Source organism: Ochrobactrum sp. A-1 (genome assembly GCF_022488005.1).
Lineage (GTDB): Bacteria > Pseudomonadota > Alphaproteobacteria > Rhizobiales > Rhizobiaceae > Brucella.
In genome coordinates this window covers 986156-1003104 of sequence record NZ_JAKVQC010000007.1, presented here as the reverse complement: position 1 = coordinate 1003104, position 16949 = coordinate 986156, and the positions used below count along the sequence as shown (strand labels likewise).

The window sequence follows — 16949 nt, the reverse complement described above, 5'->3', positions numbered from 1 at the left end:
TCCTTCATGCATCGGACAAGCCCCTCCTAAAAAATGAGATTCGGGCGATATCGCGACGGCGGGATGCCAGTCCACAAGTTGTATGGAGAAAGGGCCGGATTGCTCCGGCCCTTCTGTTTGGACATAAGGGAAGACTCCGGATTATTCCCCCGGCGCCAGATGCGGGGCTTCAATCTTGGCGCCTGCATGCTTCAGCGGACGTTCGCCGGAGAGCTTGCGGATCAGCACATAGAACACCGGCGTCATGAAGATACCGAAAGCCGTCACGCCGATCATGCCTGCAAAGACCGCGATACCCATGGCCGAGCGCATTTCAGCACCGGCGCCGGTTGACGTCACCAGAGGCACCACGCCCATGATGAAGGCCATCGAAGTCATCAGGATCGGGCGCAGACGCAACCGGCTTGCCTCGACTGCAGCCTGCACGACACTTCGTCCGGACAATTCCAGCTCGCGGGCGAATTCCACGATCAGGATCGCGTTCTTCGCCGATAGCCCCACAAGGACTATCAAGCCGATCTGGGTGAAGACGTTGTTGTCACCTCCCGTCAGCCAGACGCCGGTGAGCGCCGCCATGATCCCCATTGGCACGATCATGATGATCGAAAGCGGCAGGGCAAGGCTTTCATACTGTGCAGCCAGCACCAGATAGACCAGCAGCAGCGCCAGCGGGAAAACGAGGAAACCGGAACTGCCAGCCAGAATCTGCTGGTAGGTCAAGTCGGTCCACTCGTAAGCGATGCCCGGAGGCAGGGTTTCTTCCGCGATCCGTTCGATGGCAGCCTGAGCCTGACCGGACGAGAAGCCGGGAGCCGGGTTGCCGTTGATATCGGCGGAAAGGAAGCCGTTATAACGGATGGCGCGTTCTGCACCCACGGTCTGCTCGACTTTCAGAAGAGCCGACAGCGGGATCATCTCGCCCGACTGCGAACGAACCTTCAGCTTGCCGATATCCTCGGCATGGCTGCGATAATTCGCATCGGCCTGAATGCGCACGCTGTAGGTCCGCCCGAAGGCATTGAAGTCGTTGACATAGAGTGAACCCAGATAAATCTGCAGGGTTTCGAACACATCGGTCACCGCCACACCAAGCTGACGTGCCTTCGTGCGGTCAAGATCGGCATAGAGCTGCGGCACATTGATCTGGTAGCTCGAATAGAGACCGGCCAGCTCAGGTGTCTGATAAGCCTTGGCGAGAAACGCCTTGGTCGCATCGTCAAGCGCTTTGAAGCCAAGTCCGTTGCGATCCTCAAGCTGAAGCTTGAAGCCGCCTGTCGTGCCGAGACCCTGAACGGGCGGCGGCGGGAACATGGCGATGAAAGCATCCTGAATGGCACCGAACTGCTGGTTCAGGTCTGCCGTGATTGCATTGGCTGAAAGGTCCGGGGTTTTACGTTCCTCGAACGGCTTCAGCGTCACGAAAACGATGCCGGAGTTCGACGAGTTGGTGAAACCGTTGATCGACAGGCCGGGGAAGGCGATGGCATTGGCCACGCCCGGATGTTTGAGGGCAATGTCGCTCATGCGGCGGATCACATCTTCCGAACGGTCGAGCGTTGCCGCATCCGGCAATTGCGCGAAGCCGATCAGATATTGCTTATCCTGTGCCGGAACGAAACCACCGGGCACCGCACGGAATAGCACGAAGGTGACGCCAAGCAGCACGACATAGAGACCCATGACCAGCGACTTGCGCGAGAGAATGCTGCCAACACCGCGTCCATAGGCTTCCGAACTTGCACCGAAGAACCGGTTGAAGCCACGGAAGAACCAACCGAACGCCTTGTCCATGATGCGGGTAAGCCGATCCTTCGGCGCATCGTGACCGCGCAGCAGCAGGGCTGCCAGAGCAGGCGAAAGCGTCAGCGAATTAAACGCGGAGATCACCGTCGAGATCGCGATGGTGAGAGCGAACTGACGGTAGAACTGGCCGGTCAGGCCGGTGATGAAGGCAAGTGGCACGAAGACCGCAACCAACACCAGTGCAATGGCGATGATTGGCCCGGACACTTCCTGCATGGCGCGATAGGTTGCCTCGACCGGCGACAGGCCCTGTTCGATGTTGCGCTCGACATTTTCCACCACCACGATGGCGTCATCGACCACAATGCCGATGGCAAGCACAAGGCCGAAGAGGCTGAGCGCATTGATGGAGAAGCCGAACACATACATGACCGCGAACGTGCCGACGATGGAAACGGGAACGGCAACCAGCGGAATGATCGAGGCGCGCCATGTCTGCAGGAACAGGATGACGACGATCACCACCAGCACGATGGCTTCGAGCAGTGTGTGAACGACCGACTCGATGGAGGCTTTCACAAAGGCCGTCGTGTCATAGACGATGTCGAAATCCACACCCTCCGGCATGGTCTTCTTCAGATCGGCCATGGCGGCGTGGACGTTCTCAGAAATCTCAAGTGCATTGGAGCCGGGGGCCTGGAACACGCCCATGCCCACAGCCTGCTTGTTGTCGAGCAGCGAGCGCAGCGAATAATCAGCAGCCCCCATTTCAACGCGCGCAACATCGCCCAGCCGGGTGATTTCACCTTCGCTGCCCGATTTTACAACGATGTTGGCAAATTCTTCCGGTGACTGGAGACGGCCTTGCGCATTGACAGAAAGCTGAAGGTCGAGACCCGAAACCGACGGCGATGCACCGATGACACCGGCAGCGGCCTGAACATTCTGCTGGCGGATGGCATTGGCGATGTCGCTTGCGGAAAGTCCGCGCTCGGCAGCCTTCTGCGGGTCTATCCAGACGCGCATCGAATAATCACCACCGCCGAATATCTGCACCTGACCGACACCCGGAACGCGGGCGATGCGGTCCTTGACGTTCAAAACAGCATAGTTGCGCAGATAGTTCACGTCATATCGCCCATCGGGCGAAATAAGGTGAACGACAAGCGTGAGATCGGGCGAGCTTTTGGCGGTTGTGACGCCCAGCGTGCGCACTTCTTCCGGCAGGCGTGGTTCGGCCTGCGAAATACGGTTCTGCACCAACTGCTGGGCCTGATCGGGATCGGTGCCAAGCGCGAAAGTGACGGTCAGCGTCATGACGCCATCGGCGGTCGCCTGGCTCTGCATGTAGAGCATGCCTTCGACACCGTTGATCTGTTCTTCAAGCGGCGTTGCGACGGTTTCGGAAATAACAGCCGGGTTGGCGCCGGGATATTGGGCGCGGACCACGATCTGCGGCGGCACGACTTCCGGATATTCCGAGATCGGCAGACCTGTCATGCCGATCAGACCGGCAACGAAGATCAGGACCGACAGAACGCCAGCGAAGACCGGGCGGTCGACGAAAAAGCGTGAAAAGTTCATCTGTTTATCCCCCTTAAGCGGGAAGGCAAAGACTCTCCTGTCCCGCAGGAACTAGCGTTCTCGCGGGTTGATGAGGCTGAGTTCTTGCGTCTAGCGCGCGCCGTAAGACGCGCCGTTTCAACTAATTCTTGGCAAGTGTTTCGGTGACAGGCTGCGGTACGACGACCACGCCCGGACGAATGCGTTGCAGGCCGTTGACGACGATGTTCTCGCCGGGCTTCAACCCGCTTTCGACAATGCGCAGGCCGTCATAATTGCGACCGAGCACCACCTGCCGGTATTCAACCTTGTTATCCGCGCCGACCACGAAGACGAATTTCTTGTCCTGGTCGGAAGAAATCGCCCGGTCGCTCACTACCAGTTTTTCATCCGGTTCCGGTTCGCCGAAACGAATGCGGACAAACTGGCCCGGTATGAGCCTTCCATCCGGATTGTCGATTGCCGCGCGAACGCGGATCGTGCCGGTCGTGGCATCGACTTCATTGTTGATGAGTTGGATATGGCCGGAAATCGGAGTGCCTTCATCGGAAGCGGTGCCGATCTGGACGGGAATGCGCTCGATGGCACTTCCGCCGGGTGAGGCGGCAAGCTTGGCAAGCGCCTTGGTGACGACTTCCTCATTGGCGCTGAAGCTTGCATAGATCGGATCGACCGAAACAAGCGTGGTCAGGACCGGCGAGGCGGAACTTGCGGCAACCAGATTGCCCGCCGTGACTTCCAGCCGTCCGACGCGACCGGAAATCGGCGCGCGCACTTCCGTATATTGAAGGTCAAGCTCGGATGAACGAAGTGCTGCCTTGGCGGAACGCAGGCTTGCCTGCGCCTCGTCATAGGCGCTGGAGCGCTGGTCGAGGCCGCTCTGGGCAATGGTGCGGGTGGTCACGAGCTGACGCCCGCGTTCCAGTTCCGTTTTGGCCAGCGCAACGCGGGCTTCTTCGGCTGAAACCTGCGCTTTCGCCTTTTCGACTGCCGCCGCATAGGGCTCGGGATCGATGGTGACGAGCAGGTCGCCCTGCTTTACCAGCGCACCTTCGCGGAAATGAGCTTTCAGGATAGCGCCGCCGACGCGCGGGCGAATTTCAACCCGGTCAATCGCTTCCAGACGACCGGAAAATTCTTCCCAGCTCACGATGCGTCGCGATTCCGCCTTGGCGACCGAAACCGGTACGGCAGGCGGCGGAGCGGAAATATCGGTTGCGGCGTCGGCCTTGAGGTGCGGAACACCAAAGAGAATGGCGCCGCCGCCGGCTGCAGACAATAGGATACTCAGGCCGGCGCCCCAGAGGGCCCGGCGGGCTGTGATCGATGTCATTGTTGTATCTCCTAACCGGTGGGGGCCGGCTTCAATGTGAGCATCAGATCAAAGCTTGGGAGGACTTCAAAACTGATGTTATGCTGCGATTGGCTTTGCTCCTGCCTGCCGGAAGAAATCGGCAAACAGGTCGATAAGTTTATGTTCCTGTGGCGACCAGTCGGTGCCCGCCACCTTGTTTTCGGGTATCCAGCCGGCTTTTCCGGGCAGGACATGAGACTGAACCTTCACGCCCGCCTGACGGAGACGCTCGGCATAGGCCTGCGTTTCATCGCGCATCGGACATTGGGCGCTGGTGACAAGCAAAGTGGGTGCCAGGCCAGCAAGACGCGTACACAAGGCGGGTGCAGCATAGGGGTGGGTGAAACCCGCACACTCGCCCAGATAATGCTGCCAGCCATCCGACATCGTCTGGACGGCGCTTTCCGGGCAATATTTGCGGAAAGACGCCGTGGCGAGGCAGGGGTCGAGCATGGGCGAAAGCAGTATCTGACCCTTGAGATCGGTCAGATATTGATCGCGCGCCATGAGGGCCACGCCGGCAGCAATATTACCGCCCGCCTCTTCACCGGCGACGAACAGCATCGACTTCTTGTGCGCAAATTCACGGCAACGCTCGCGCATCGAAGTCAGAATGGAGTAGGCTATCTCAAGCGCCGCCGGGAACGGGTTGAGGCAGGCCGACGAATATTCCGGCGAGACGACCACCGCACCTGCCTCGGCAAGTGTTTCGGCAACGCGTTCGCAAGCGCCAAGGCAGTTGACCGAGAAAGCCCCACCGTGAAGGTGCAACACCACCGGCGGCGGAGAGAGCAATTTGGCGCCCTTATAAATGCGCGCCGTGCAGTTGGTGTTACCCGCCTGCATTGTCTCAACCGTAAACTTCTCACACATCTTTCCTGGCCTTCATGTATAGCGGCAAACCGCCATGTTTAGATATTATCATTGTCTATAGACTGGAATAGTCCCCTATAATTGGTTACACTGTCCAGAATCTCGAACAATGACGGCTTTTTGATAATGGACCAGCTTTCGGCCATGCGCGCTTTTCTCCGGGTTGTTGAAACCGGTAACTTCACGCGCGCCTCCGCCTCGCTCAATATGCCCAAGGCGACGATCAGCAATCTCATCCAGGGATTGGAAGCCCATCTGCGTACAAAACTCCTTAATCGTACAACCCGCCGTGTTCTCGTAACACCGGACGGCGCGCTTTACTATGAGCGTGCAGCGCGTTTGCTGGCCGATCTCGCGGAGCTTGACGGCAGCCTGTCGAGTGCCCAGACCTTGCCGAAAGGTCGGCTGCGCGTTGAAATGGCGAGCGCGGTCGCCAATCTCATCATCATTCCGGCGCTGATCGAGTTTCACCAGCGTTATCCCGATATCCAGATCGATCTCGGCGTATCGGACCGGCCTGTCGATTATGTGGCGGAAAATGTCGATTGCGCCATTCGTATCGGTGAGTTGACCGACCAGTCGCTGATTGCGCGCCGCATCGGCGACATGCATTTCACTGCCTGTGCTTCCGCCGAATATCTCGACCGTTGTTCCACGCCGCTCCATCCTTCCGATCTGAGCCGTAACTGCACGGTGGTTGGCTATTTCCGGCCCTCGACGGGCCAGCAGATGCCCTTCCGTTTCAAAAAGGGGACGGAGGAAATCGAGGTCAACGGGCGCTACGTGGTGGCGGCGAACGAATCGACCACCTATCTCGCCGCCGCGCGAGCAGGGCTCGGCGTGGTGCAGGCACCATTGTTCATGGTGCGCGAGGATCTTGAAAACGGCACGTTGCGCCCTGTCCTGCAGGAATGGGAAATCGAACCGATGCCGATCTATCTGGTCTACCCACCAAATCGGCATCTCAGCAACCGCCTCCGCGTCTTCGCGGACTGGGTCGTCAAGACTGTTGCAAAGTCTCAACTGACCGATAGCTGACGCATCTGCAACTTTGTCGGGAACAAAACCGCTTCAGATTCATTTACTTCGAGCGTTTGTCCGGGAATCACCGGATGATCAGCTGTGTCCAGGTTTCCGGTCGTCACAAATCGGGAGTTTGGGGGCATATCGATTTTCAACGATTGGAGTTCATTATGGGGATTTTCGATAAGATTAAGAACGCCATTTGGGGAGAGGCACAAGCGGCTACTCCTGGGACGGAAACGGCTGCACAGCCTGCGCCGACACCAACCGCTTCACCTACTGCCGCCGCTCCGGCGCCATCCGCATCCGCACCCGCTTCGACGGGCGCCGTCGATGTTGGCGCCATTCTGGACGCTGCTGTTGCCAAAAGCGGTCAGAAGCTCAACTGGAAGACTTCGATCGTCGATCTGATGAAGGCCCTTGGCCTCGACAGCAGCCTGGAACACCGCAAGGAGCTCGCCAAGGAGCTGGGCTATACCGGCGATACGGGCGATTCCGCGACCATGAATGTCTGGCTGCACAAGCAGGTCATCCAGAAACTCAAGGATAATGGCGGCAAAGTACCCGCCGGATTGTAATCAGGAGGGTTCCCGATGGGAAGCGCAGGAATAGGCTGGATTGCGGCAATCATCATCGGCGGTTTGGCCGGCTGGATTGCCTCCAATTTCATGAACAGCAATACCGGGATATTCATGAACGTCATACTCGGTATCATCGGCGCAGCCGTAGCGAGTTTTATCTTCGGATTTCTCGGTGTTTCGTTCGGCGGCTGGCTGGGCTATCTGATCGCGGGCTTTATCGGTGCCTGCATATTGATATGGCTGGGCCGATTGGTAAGTTAGCAAAAAGGCGCCGCAAGGCGCCTTTTTCTTTGCGGGATTAATTTCGAGCCCGATGCTCTGCGAGAAAAATGCGGTCATCCCGATTAGAGCAGATTACCGCGAAGATGATCGCCAGAGCCGCACCCAGAAATGTATCGAGGATACGTTCGGAAATCATGCCGTCGTGCGGCACTCCCGGTGTCGCCAGATAGGTCATCAAAAGCGCCATCGGCGTCACCAGAATCTGTCCCAGCGCATAATTGCTGCCGATAATGACTTCGGTAGCGAATTGCAGTCCGGCCAGGATTGCAATGACGGACCAGAGGCTAGGCCCTTGCGCAAGCACCAGCCATGTAATCAAAGCGCCCAGAAGAGTGCCCGCCATGCGCTGCAAGGCCCGGTTCATGCTGATGTGCAGATGCGCACCCTGCATCACGGCGACAGCGCCCATGGCCGCCCAGGCGGGATGCGTAGCACCCAGAGCATGGGCAGTCAGGGCAGCAATTGCGGCACCAAGCGCAATCCGACCAGCGGCAACAAGCCGGTGAGCGGCCGGTCGCGACGGCTCGGACGGAAACGGTCTTTCCGGCGACGCCTGATGACGAAACTTCTCGGTCAGGGCACAGATCAGGCAGGCGAGAGCCGAGACAATTGCCGTCGCGTCGGTGCGCTCGAAGACATCATGCAGCGATCCGACCGGCGCCATGGAGGCACCGGCTGCGAAGATGAATATGAGCGCGCCGGGCGGCCCGAATTTTCCGGTGACGGTTATGAAAGAGAAGATGCCCGCGGAAAGTGCGAGCAGCACAAGCTGGCCGGGCAGGGGCAAGCCGACCCATGTGGCGAGCGACATGAAAAATACCGCGAGCGTCTGGCAAATCGCGCACAGGAAGACGATCCATTCGCGTTTTGCCTCCGGAGCGAACCGGCCAAACAATGCGACAAGTGAGCCAAGCGAAGCAAAGCCGATCAGATGCGACCACGAGGACAGGCTGACCAGCGGAAGCGCGATAGCGACGGTGGCGGCAGCCTGAAGCCCGGCAAGCGACGAGTTTCGGAGTGAAGGCTGGCCAGCAAGGGCAATGCTTTCCCGAAACTGCTGCGGCTTCAAAAGATTATAGGCGGCGTGGCGCCGCCCGGAAAGAAATCCGTCCGTTTTCATTGTTCCGGGTCCTGCTCGCGGTCGGATTGTATCTGCGACAGCCGGTGCTCGATGCTGTCGAAGCTGCGAAGTATGGTTGCAATGTCATCGTCCGACAGATCGGCAAGCATTTCTTTCTCGCCTTTTGCCAGTTCCTGACGAATTTCGGCGACCCGCTTTTCCCCTTGCGCCGTCAGATGGACCAACCTTGCACGACTGTCCCTTTCATCGACGCGGCGTTCCGCCAGGCCTTGACGGCATAGAATGTCGAGAAGGCGCACGAGGCTGGAGCCGTCTATCCCAACCAGAGCAGCCAGTTCCTTTTGCGTCAGGCCGCCTCCTGTCTGGTGAAGATGGACAAGGGGAACCCAGGTCGCATCGGTCAGTCCGGCTTCGGCAAGCCGGATGTCAAGCGCACGCCGCCAGCGTCGCGCCAGCAGTGAAAAGCGAATACCAAATTGGGAACGGGGAGAGTCTGAAATCATGCAATGATTAAGGCATAAAATAGTTTGAATTGCAAATCAAATTATAATTGAGGGCGCATGGGGAGCGACCGGAACGGGATCGACCGTTCCGGCGTAACGGTTCAGAGATTGCCTGTTGTGCGTGCGATGACCTTGATTTCAAAGTCGAAACCGGCAAGCCAGTTGACGCCAATCGCTGTCCAGTTGGGAAAAGGTGGATTGCTGAAAATCTGGTTCTTGATCTGCATGATGGTTTCGAACTGGTTTTCCGGATCGGTATGAAAGGTGGTCACATCGATGATATCGTCGAAGGTGCAACCGGCAGCCTTCAGCGTTGCTTCAAGATTTTCGAAAGCGAGCTGAACCTGCTTTCCAAAGTCTGGTTCAGGTGTTCCGTCGTTGCGACTTCCAACCTGACCGGAGACGAAAACCAGATCGCCTGAGCGGATCGCGGCGGAATAACCGTGCGCTTCATAAAGGGCATGGCGGTTGGCCGGAAAGATAGCCTCTCTTTTTGTCATTCTCGTTTTCCTTCGTCGTGTTACGGCGTGGGTCGCTGGGAGAATTTACCCGTTGGTGGCTTCACAAGCGGTCGGTTTATTTGATATACGCCATGTATATTAAACAGCACATATACGGCCTGTATGTCAATTCATATACGTATCGTATATAAAAATGGGTGTGACAATGGCGGTGAACCTGCGCATCAAGGCGATGGAAGAAAACCGGGTGAAGCTGATTGCAGCGGCCCGGAAAGCTTTTGCGGAAAAAGGTTACGCCGCCGCCTCAATGGATGAATTGACCGCTGAGGTGGGCCTGACGCGCGGTGCGCTCTATCACAATTTTGGTGACAAACGTGGGCTTTTGGCAGCCGTGGTTAGCCAAATGGACAGCGAAATGGCTGCGCGTGCGCAAGCGATTGCTACGCGGGCAGATAATCTGTGGGACGAGCTTCTCGCGGAAGGTGTGGCCTATATAGAGATGGCGCTCGATCCGGATATCCAGCGCATCGTGCTGCTTGATGGACCGGCGTTTCTCGGCGATCCATCACAATGGCCGAGCCAGAATAGCTGTCTGCAAGCGTCGCGGCAGAAGATGGCGAAGCTGATCGAGCAAGGCGTGTTGAAACCGGTTGACCCGGAAGCCGCCGCGCGATTGCTCAACGGCGCTGCACTGAACGCCGCGCTCTGGATTGCTGCCAGCGACGATCCGAAAGCCGTTCTTTCCAAGGCGATTGAGGCCTTTCAGTCACTCGCGACCGGCCTGCTGGCAAAACCGGTTTAGGGTCAGGACCTTTTGATGGAAATGGCGCCTGAAACGACACCAGCAGATCGCGCGTTATTTAGGTGTCCAGAGGATGTGATCCATCCGCCCGGCTACTTCGTCGAAAAAGCTCGGAAATGAACCACATTTCCTTCGCCTTTTCTCCTCGTGTCCAAACGGATGGCCTCGTACCATTTTCACCAAATTAATAGGTCCTGCCCCCTTGATATCTGGCAATACGGTTGACGGAGATGTGGTAATTGTTCAGTTTTTATTGACTTGTTATATTAGGAAAACAGAACAAACCGATCCCGACACGGAGACCCTATGGCGACTGAAGGACTTGGACAGACACTTGGGCCTGCTGTGGTTCTGCTTGCCGCCGGTGTCGTGGCGGTGCCGCTGTTTCGGAAGCTTGGTCTCGGTTCGGTGCTGGGGTATTTCGCTGCCGGTGCCCTGGTCGGGCCGTCGGTTTTCGGGTTCTTCACCGACCCCGCAACGATCCTGCATTTTTCCGAGCTTGGCGTGGTCATGTTCCTGTTCGTCATCGGACTTGAAATGCGTCCCGGCAAGCTCTGGACAATGCGGCAGCAGATATTCGGTCTCGGTCTTGCACAGGTTCTGAGCTGCATTGCCCTTCTCACCGGCGCGGGCGTTCTTCTGGGCTTGTCGCCGATAACAGCCCTGATTGCCGGCTCCGGCTTCGTCTTGTCTTCCACGGCCGTCATTATGTCGATGTTGCAGGAGCGGGGGGAAATAGCCACGCCGGATGGCCAGAAGGCCGTCTCCATCCTCCTGCTCGAAGATCTCATGATCGTACCGCTACTGGCACTTGTCGCCTTTCTTTCACCTGCTCAGCATGAATCTGGCGGGGTTTTGGGTATTGCGATAGCCATTGGCGCCATTTTGCTGCTGATTGCTGTCGGGCGCTGGTTGCTAGATCCGTTCTTTTCGTTGCTGGCGCGGGCCCGGACACGGGAGGTTCTGACAGCGGGCGCCTTGATCGTCGTGCTTGGCGCTGCCTTGTTGATGGAAGCGAGCGGGCTTTCCATGGCAATGGGCGCCTTCCTGGCCGGGGTGATGCTGTCCGGTTCCAGTTACCGGCATCAGATTGAAAGCGACATCGAGCCGTTCAAGGGGCTCTTGATGGGGCTGTTCTTTCTGGCAGTCGGCATGTCGCTCGATCTTGGCGTGGTTGCATCGGATTGGCCGTCGGTTCTCATCTTCCTTGTCGCCTATGTGATTACGAAGGCAATCGGCATCTATGCCGTCGCCCGTATTTTCGGCTCCAGCCATCATTCGGCGCTCGAACGGACACTGCTCTTTGCGCAGGGCGGCGAATTCGCCTTTGTTCTCTATACGTCGGCATTCGGCAACGGGCTGATTTCCGCGCGAGACAACGCCCTGTTTTCAACCGTCATCATTTTGTCGATGGCTGTGACGCCATTCGTTCTTATTCTGGGTTCCCGGCTTTTGCGTGAGGAAGCGCCGTCTCTCGAAGGCATTGAAGCCGCGCACAATCTCAAGGGCCGTGTACTGATGATCGGCTTCGGGCGGTTCGGGCAAATCGCATCGCAATTGCTGCTCGCACAAAGGTCGGATGTTTCGATTATCGAAGCCGATCCCAACCGTATCCGTGAAGCCGGGCGGTTCGGTTTCAAGATATTCTATGGCGACGGATCGCGGCTCGACATCCTGCATCACTCAGGCGCGGACGAAGCCGAAATCATCATGGTCTGCGTGGACGACCGGAAGACGGCCAATCGGATCGTCGAGCTGGTCAAGTCCCATTTCCCGGCGGCAAAGCTCATGGTGCGTTCCTATGATCGCACGCATTCCATCGAATTGCTCAAGGCAGGAGTGGATTTCGAGCTGCGCGAAACATTCGAATCCGCGCTCCTTTTCGGAAAGGAAGCTCTTTGCGAGCTTGGGCTGGACGAGGTGGTCGCAGAAGACACGCTGCGCGATATTCGCATGCGCGATGCCGAACGGCTGACGGCGCAGGTGCAGGGCGACATCTATTCCGGTGCCGATCAGCTGCTTACCGGCGTTCCTGTCCCTGAACCTCTGACGCCTCCCGGCAAGGTTACGAAACTCGCCGGGGAAGAAGGTTCAAGCTGAACAATATGCTTTGAAGTGCCGAATTAGCGCGCATCCCGAAAAGTGTGAAACGGTTTTCGGAATAAGATGCGCGTCAAAACGAACAGGTAGAGCGTCGATCTGATTCGAACAGATCGAAATGCGCTCTAGTCCCGCACTGCCATTTGCAGTTCGGCATGACGCCCCAGCGTCGTCATCCATTCGCTGTACTGGGGGTTCCGCTCGATCTGGCGCCCGTAATGCCTGCGCAATGCGGCTGTCAGTTCGCCTTTACGCCCAAGCTGTTCGTCCGCAAACTCGATCATCTGGGAGTTCGGCCAGGCCTGCGGGCGAATGGCGACAAGGCGGGTGAAGAGGCTTTCGGCCGTCTCGTCCTGATTGGCCTGCGCCATAAGCGAAACCATAGCCGCCGTCGAGCGCGACACGCCCATGTGGCAATGGACCAGCAGATGGCTTGGCGCTTCCGGGTTTTGCGTGGCAAGGAATTCCGAGCCGAACTGGAGGATCGCACTCATATGATCTGGCGTCGGCATTGTGTGGTTGTCGGCGGCATTGATGATGTCATGAAAACGCAACGTCACGCGATGATGTCGCTCGAAAGTCTGAAACGCATCGAGTTCCGGAAGGTCCGGATCGACCAGCGAAAGAACATGGGTGACTTTGCGCGTCCGCTGTTCGGGTAGTTCCTGAATTCCACACACGGTCAGTTGCGGGGCAAAATGCACAGTCATGCCAGTCTCCTTGGATTTCAGTTATGCCGTCCAGAGCATTTCCTGTTTTTTTGAATCATCAGGAATGCTCTATCCATTTGTTTTTACACGCATCTTTTTCCGAAGGCCGCTTTGCGTTTTTCGGAGTGCGCTCTGGTTTGAAAATGACGGGATGGTGATACATCGCATAGACGACATTTTCATGTTCGATGTCCCAAGCCCGTCTCATCGTCGTTGGTGCTCCCAAGTCCCATACCGCCGCCCATGCCACCTCCCATTCCCATGCCGCCGCCTTTCCCGCCTTCGCCCTTCGCGCGGTCATCCTTGCCGCGTCCACTGCCGCTCGACGGTCGTGTCGGACCCTGAGACGGGATTTGCAGATCCAGCGGGATAGGATCAAGATCAAGGGCGGTGCGAATGAAATTGCGCAATGACGTGACCAGCTCACCCGTATGAACCGGGTGTCCTGCCACCAGTTCGCGGGCCGCCTTTTCTGCAAGCCTTACATGCTCTTCCGTCCCCAGAAGAAGAACATCCGAAAGCGCCGCCTCGACAGAATCGCGAATACGCCGGCGGCGCTCGGAATGCGCAACGATCTCCACCGTCTCGGCTTCTTCCGTCTCCGGTGGATGCCGTAACTCGCGCAAATGGCGCGGATCGACGGAAAGGTCGCCCGTAAACGAACCGCCAAGCGTCTTATAGGCAGCGATGAGTGTCTTCAGCCGTTCGTTGATCTGGCGATTCATGCGCTCGCGTCGCTGTTGTATCGTCAACATCATAAGCAGACGGATGCCAACGCCGATCAGCGTAAAAAGTGCGAGGCCCAACAAAGTGGCTGTCAGACTTTGCCAGGAGCTGAAATCAATGCCGCGCAGCGAAAATCTCCATGGGGAAGGTGTGCGGTTCCTACTAAAGCCCGAAGTGTGGTGCGTTGCAACACTTGTTGCGGCTACACGCATGTTCATTTGGGCCGTGCAAAGGGCAGTTTGAAATCGCTGATGCTAATCCCTTGGAAGCTGCCTTCTGGCCCATTCTCCTTCGGGAATGGCCCGTCCGATATTGTAGCTGAAAGTGTCGATCACCATCGTTTCCGCATCGACCTTGCACGTGAAATCGATAGCATACCATTTGCGCTTGCTACGAAAGGCGCCGTCGCTGACCGTCAGGCCAGTTGCTGAAACGGAACCGCCTTCACGCGCAAGCATATCCGGAAACGCGCCAGGTTGATGGCGGCGCACCTGTTCGAGCGCCTCGATACCGCATATCTGGATGATCCTGTCGTTGGGCGCGAGCTTGCCCAGCGCCTGTTTCACACGCGGATCGGACATGGCATCCTTCGAATAGATTTCGCGCGCTCGCGTCAGCTTTTTGGCTGGCGTCGCCGGTTTGGGAGCGTCGGCTTTCTGATCCTGCGCCTTTTGAAGTTTTTCGGACGTAGCTGGCTTTTCTTGTGGTGCGGGTGGCTTCTTTTCTTCAGCTGCCGCGATCTGACCGGTTTCGGATGGTTTTTCCTTAGCCTGCTCAGCATCCGTTGCCGCATCAGCCTCGGAGGGCTCGTCCGGCTTTTGCGTCTCTTCAGGTGTCGTGGGCGGCAGGTCCTGCTCCGGGGGGGATTTCACTTCCTGTTTAGCTGCCGCGGACTCGAACGCCTGCGGTTGCGGTGGAGGAGCGGCCTGTTCCGGTGTCTTTGGTGCCTTTGGCTGCGGCTTCTTTTCAGGGGGCGGCGGTTGAACCAGCTCCACATTGACGCTTTGTTCGGCAGCGGGCGAGGGAAGCTCCGGAAGGCGGACCAGAAACAGCAATGCCAGCATCAGATGCAAGGCGACCGAGGCGGGTAGCCCCCAACCGGCCTCTTGCAAAACTCTTCTGGTGAACTGCAGCATGGCTCCAACGATCAGGGACTCGAAAAGTTCAATCTAGAGCGCATCCTGAAAAGTGTGAAACGGTTTTCGGAAAAGATGCGCGTCAAAATAAACAGTTAGAGCCCGACATTCGGCCTGTCGATAATTTCACGCAGGGCAAAGCTGGAATTGATCTTCACAACATGCGGAAGAGCCGAAAGCCAGTCGCGATGGATGCGCTCATAGTCTTCCAGATCGCGCGCCGCAACCCGCAGAATATAGTCATATTCGCCCGACATGAGGTAGCAGACCAGTACGTTAGGACACCGTTTCACCGCCGCCTCGAATTCGGACAGCGTCTTGGCGAATTGTCCCGAAAGCGAAATATGGACAATCGCAATCATCCGGTACTCGAGCGCCTTCTGGGAAAGGCGGGCGTGATAGCCCGCGATCACACCGCTCTTTTCAAGAATATCGAGGCGGCGCGAACAGGCTGAAGGCGACAGTCCAACCTTCTCCGCAAGTTCTGCATTGGTGATGCGTGCATTGGCCTGCAATGTCCTGAGAATTGCAAGATCGATAGGATCAAGATTGCTCATTCGAAGAACCTTCGAAAAAGAGGATCACTTGCGCAATAATTCACCAAAAAGACGGGACGGGCAAATCTTCTTTGCAAGGACATTGCGAGCCGCAGGTGTTCTCATTTTCGGATCGACAACGACCCACGGCAAGTGGGCAAAAAATGAGAGGAACGCTTATGCGTGTCGGTTGCCCGAAGGAAATCAAGAACCATGAATATCGTGTCGGACTGACCCCCGCCGCAGTTCGTGAATATGTGGCTCATGGCCACGAAGTCTGGATTGAAACAAAGGCAGGTGCCGGTATTGGTGCCGATGATGCCAGCTACATCGCCGCTGGCGCGAAAATTGCCGCTTCTGCAAAAGACATTTTCGAGAAGTGCGACATGATCGTGAAGGTCAAGGAGCCGCAGCCCTCCGAATGGGTGCAGCTTCGCGAAGGCCAGCTTCTCTACACCTATCTCCATCTTGCGCCCGACCCGGAACAGACCAAGGGGCTGCTTGCCTCCGGCGTAACGGCAATTGCCTATGAAACCGTAACGGATGATCGCGGCGGACTGCCGTTGCTCGCTCCGATGTCGGAAGTGGCGGGTCGCCTGTCGATACAGGCGGGTGCGACAGCGCTTCAGAAGGCAAATGGCGGCCATGGCATTCTGCTGGGCGGTGTGCCCGGCGTACTTCCGGCAAAAGTCACGATCATCGGCGGTGGCGTCGTCGGGCTTCATGCAGCCAGAATGGCAGCGGGCCTTGGCGCCGACATATGCATTCTTGATCGCTCGCTGCCGCGTCTGCGCCAGCTCGACGATATATTCGCCGGTCGCGTTCACACGCGCTATTCCAGCATTCAGGCGCTGGAAGACGAAGTCTTCTCTGCCGATCTCGTCATCGGCGCCGTGCTGATCCCCGGTGCTGCAGCGCCGAAGCTTGTCACCCATGAAATGCTGTCGGGCATGAAGAAGGGTGCGGTTATCGTCGACGTGGCTATCGATCAGGGAGGTTGCTTCGAGACCTCCCATGCCACGACACATTCCGATCCCACTTACGAAGTGGACGGGATCGTGCATTACTGCGTGGCCAATATGCCGGGCGCCGTTCCCGTAACTTCTGCCCACGCCCTCAACAATGCGACCCTTCATTACGGTCTGGCGCTTGCCGATCGTGGTCTAAGGGCGCTTGCCGAGGACAAGCATCTGCGCAACGGCCTGAATGTCTACAAGGGACGCATCACCAACAGACCCGTCGCGGAAGCGCTGGGCTATGAGGCTTTTGCGCCCGAAAGCGTTCTGAACGTGGCCTGAAGCTTTGCGAGGCGGCGCCGGTCATTCGGCGCTGCCTTCTCAGTCTGGGTGTGGATAGTCAGCGTATGTGTGGATTGACAAGCTGTCCGAACCGTCTATAACCGTAAATGCAGACTGAAGATTTAAGACCATCTGCAAGGGTGGTCTTATTGCGTCTGGAATCCGGATAAGTCCTCT

At 57.5% G+C, this 16949-nt stretch carries 16 protein-coding genes; 6 read left to right on the top strand and 10 right to left on the bottom strand.

Annotation, left to right across the window (positions count from 1 at the left end; genetic code table 11):
• Window positions 1–141: 141 nt before the first annotated feature.
• The 3 genes from MKS82_RS22755 to MKS82_RS22745 all read right to left on the bottom strand — a co-directional run bounded on the left by MKS82_RS22755 (window position 142) and on the right by MKS82_RS22745 (window position 5533).
• Complete coding sequence (locus tag MKS82_RS22755; protein WP_109988073.1) at window positions 142–3327, bottom strand: efflux RND transporter permease subunit; 3186 nt, start codon at window positions 3325–3327, stop codon at window positions 142–144.
• 121 nt (window positions 3328–3448) lie between these two features.
• Window positions 3449–4639, bottom strand: a complete 1191-nt coding sequence (locus tag MKS82_RS22750; RefSeq protein ID WP_176038224.1) for an efflux RND transporter periplasmic adaptor subunit — start codon at window positions 4637–4639, stop codon at window positions 3449–3451.
• Window positions 4640–4717: 78 nt separating this feature from the next.
• Window positions 4718–5533, bottom strand: coding sequence for an alpha/beta hydrolase (locus MKS82_RS22745; RefSeq protein ID WP_109988071.1), 816 nt, complete (start codon window positions 5531–5533; stop codon window positions 4718–4720).
• Window positions 5534–5659: 126 nt separating this feature from the next.
• Here MKS82_RS22745 and MKS82_RS22740 point away from each other — a divergent pair, with 126 nt between their 5' ends.
• From MKS82_RS22740 to MKS82_RS22730, 3 genes are all read left to right on the top strand, one after another.
• Window positions 5660–6571 (top strand): LysR family transcriptional regulator, encoded by a 912-nt coding sequence (locus MKS82_RS22740; RefSeq protein WP_109988128.1) that lies wholly within the window; start codon window positions 5660–5662, stop codon window positions 6569–6571.
• A 155-nt stretch (window positions 6572–6726) separates the two neighbouring features.
• Window positions 6727–7134, top strand: a complete 408-nt coding sequence (locus MKS82_RS22735) for a DUF3597 domain-containing protein (RefSeq protein WP_109988070.1) — start codon at window positions 6727–6729, stop codon at window positions 7132–7134.
• A 15-nt stretch (window positions 7135–7149) separates the two neighbouring features.
• Window positions 7150–7398, top strand: coding sequence for a GlsB/YeaQ/YmgE family stress response membrane protein (locus MKS82_RS22730; protein ID WP_010659353.1), 249 nt, complete (start codon window positions 7150–7152; stop codon window positions 7396–7398).
• Between the two features lie 37 nt (window positions 7399–7435).
• Here the strand turns inward: MKS82_RS22730 and MKS82_RS22725 are convergent, their stop codons facing one another.
• The 3 genes from MKS82_RS22725 to MKS82_RS22715 all read right to left on the bottom strand — a co-directional run bounded on the left by MKS82_RS22725 (window position 7436) and on the right by MKS82_RS22715 (window position 9503).
• Window positions 7436–8539 (bottom strand): FUSC family protein, encoded by a 1104-nt coding sequence (locus MKS82_RS22725; RefSeq protein ID WP_240579306.1) that lies wholly within the window; start codon window positions 8537–8539, stop codon window positions 7436–7438.
• On the bottom strand, window positions 8536–9003 hold the full coding sequence (locus MKS82_RS22720) for a MarR family winged helix-turn-helix transcriptional regulator (RefSeq protein WP_109988068.1): 468 nt from the start codon (window positions 9001–9003) through the stop codon (window positions 8536–8538). The genes MKS82_RS22725 and MKS82_RS22720 overlap by 4 nt, the downstream gene beginning before the upstream one ends.
• A gap of 101 nt (window positions 9004–9104) precedes the next feature.
• Window positions 9105–9503, bottom strand: coding sequence for a RidA family protein (locus MKS82_RS22715; protein WP_109988067.1), 399 nt, complete (start codon window positions 9501–9503; stop codon window positions 9105–9107).
• 166 nt (window positions 9504–9669) lie between these two features.
• Here MKS82_RS22715 and MKS82_RS22710 point away from each other — a divergent pair, with 166 nt between their 5' ends.
• Window positions 9670–10266: a TetR/AcrR family transcriptional regulator gene (locus MKS82_RS22710; protein WP_109988127.1), complete on the top strand. Its 597-nt coding sequence runs from the start codon at window positions 9670–9672 to the stop codon at window positions 10264–10266.
• Window positions 10267–10572: 306 nt separating this feature from the next.
• Window positions 10573–12366: a monovalent cation:proton antiporter-2 (CPA2) family protein gene (locus MKS82_RS22705; protein ID WP_109988066.1), complete on the top strand. Its 1794-nt coding sequence runs from the start codon at window positions 10573–10575 to the stop codon at window positions 12364–12366.
• 125 nt (window positions 12367–12491) lie between these two features.
• On the opposite strand, the gene MKS82_RS22700 is transcribed toward MKS82_RS22705, so the two are convergent.
• The 4 genes from MKS82_RS22700 to MKS82_RS22685 all read right to left on the bottom strand — a co-directional run bounded on the left by MKS82_RS22700 (window position 12492) and on the right by MKS82_RS22685 (window position 15495).
• A complete protein-coding gene (locus tag MKS82_RS22700) occupies window positions 12492–13076 on the bottom strand; it encodes a tyrosine phosphatase family protein (RefSeq protein ID WP_240579305.1) in 585 nt (194 codons plus the stop codon).
• Between the two features lie 179 nt (window positions 13077–13255).
• Complete coding sequence (locus MKS82_RS22695) at window positions 13256–14020, bottom strand: hypothetical protein (RefSeq protein ID WP_240579304.1); 765 nt, start codon at window positions 14018–14020, stop codon at window positions 13256–13258.
• Between the two features lie 36 nt (window positions 14021–14056).
• Window positions 14057–14938, bottom strand: coding sequence for a DUF930 domain-containing protein (locus MKS82_RS22690; RefSeq protein ID WP_109988064.1), 882 nt, complete (start codon window positions 14936–14938; stop codon window positions 14057–14059).
• Between the two features lie 95 nt (window positions 14939–15033).
• On the bottom strand, window positions 15034–15495 hold the full coding sequence (locus MKS82_RS22685) for an Lrp/AsnC family transcriptional regulator (protein ID WP_109988063.1): 462 nt from the start codon (window positions 15493–15495) through the stop codon (window positions 15034–15036).
• A gap of 158 nt (window positions 15496–15653) precedes the next feature.
• Between MKS82_RS22685 and ald the strand changes: the two genes are divergently transcribed.
• Window positions 15654–16772, top strand: a complete 1119-nt coding sequence (ald, locus tag MKS82_RS22680; protein ID WP_109988062.1) for an alanine dehydrogenase — start codon at window positions 15654–15656, stop codon at window positions 16770–16772.
• Window positions 16773–16949 lie beyond the last annotated feature (177 nt).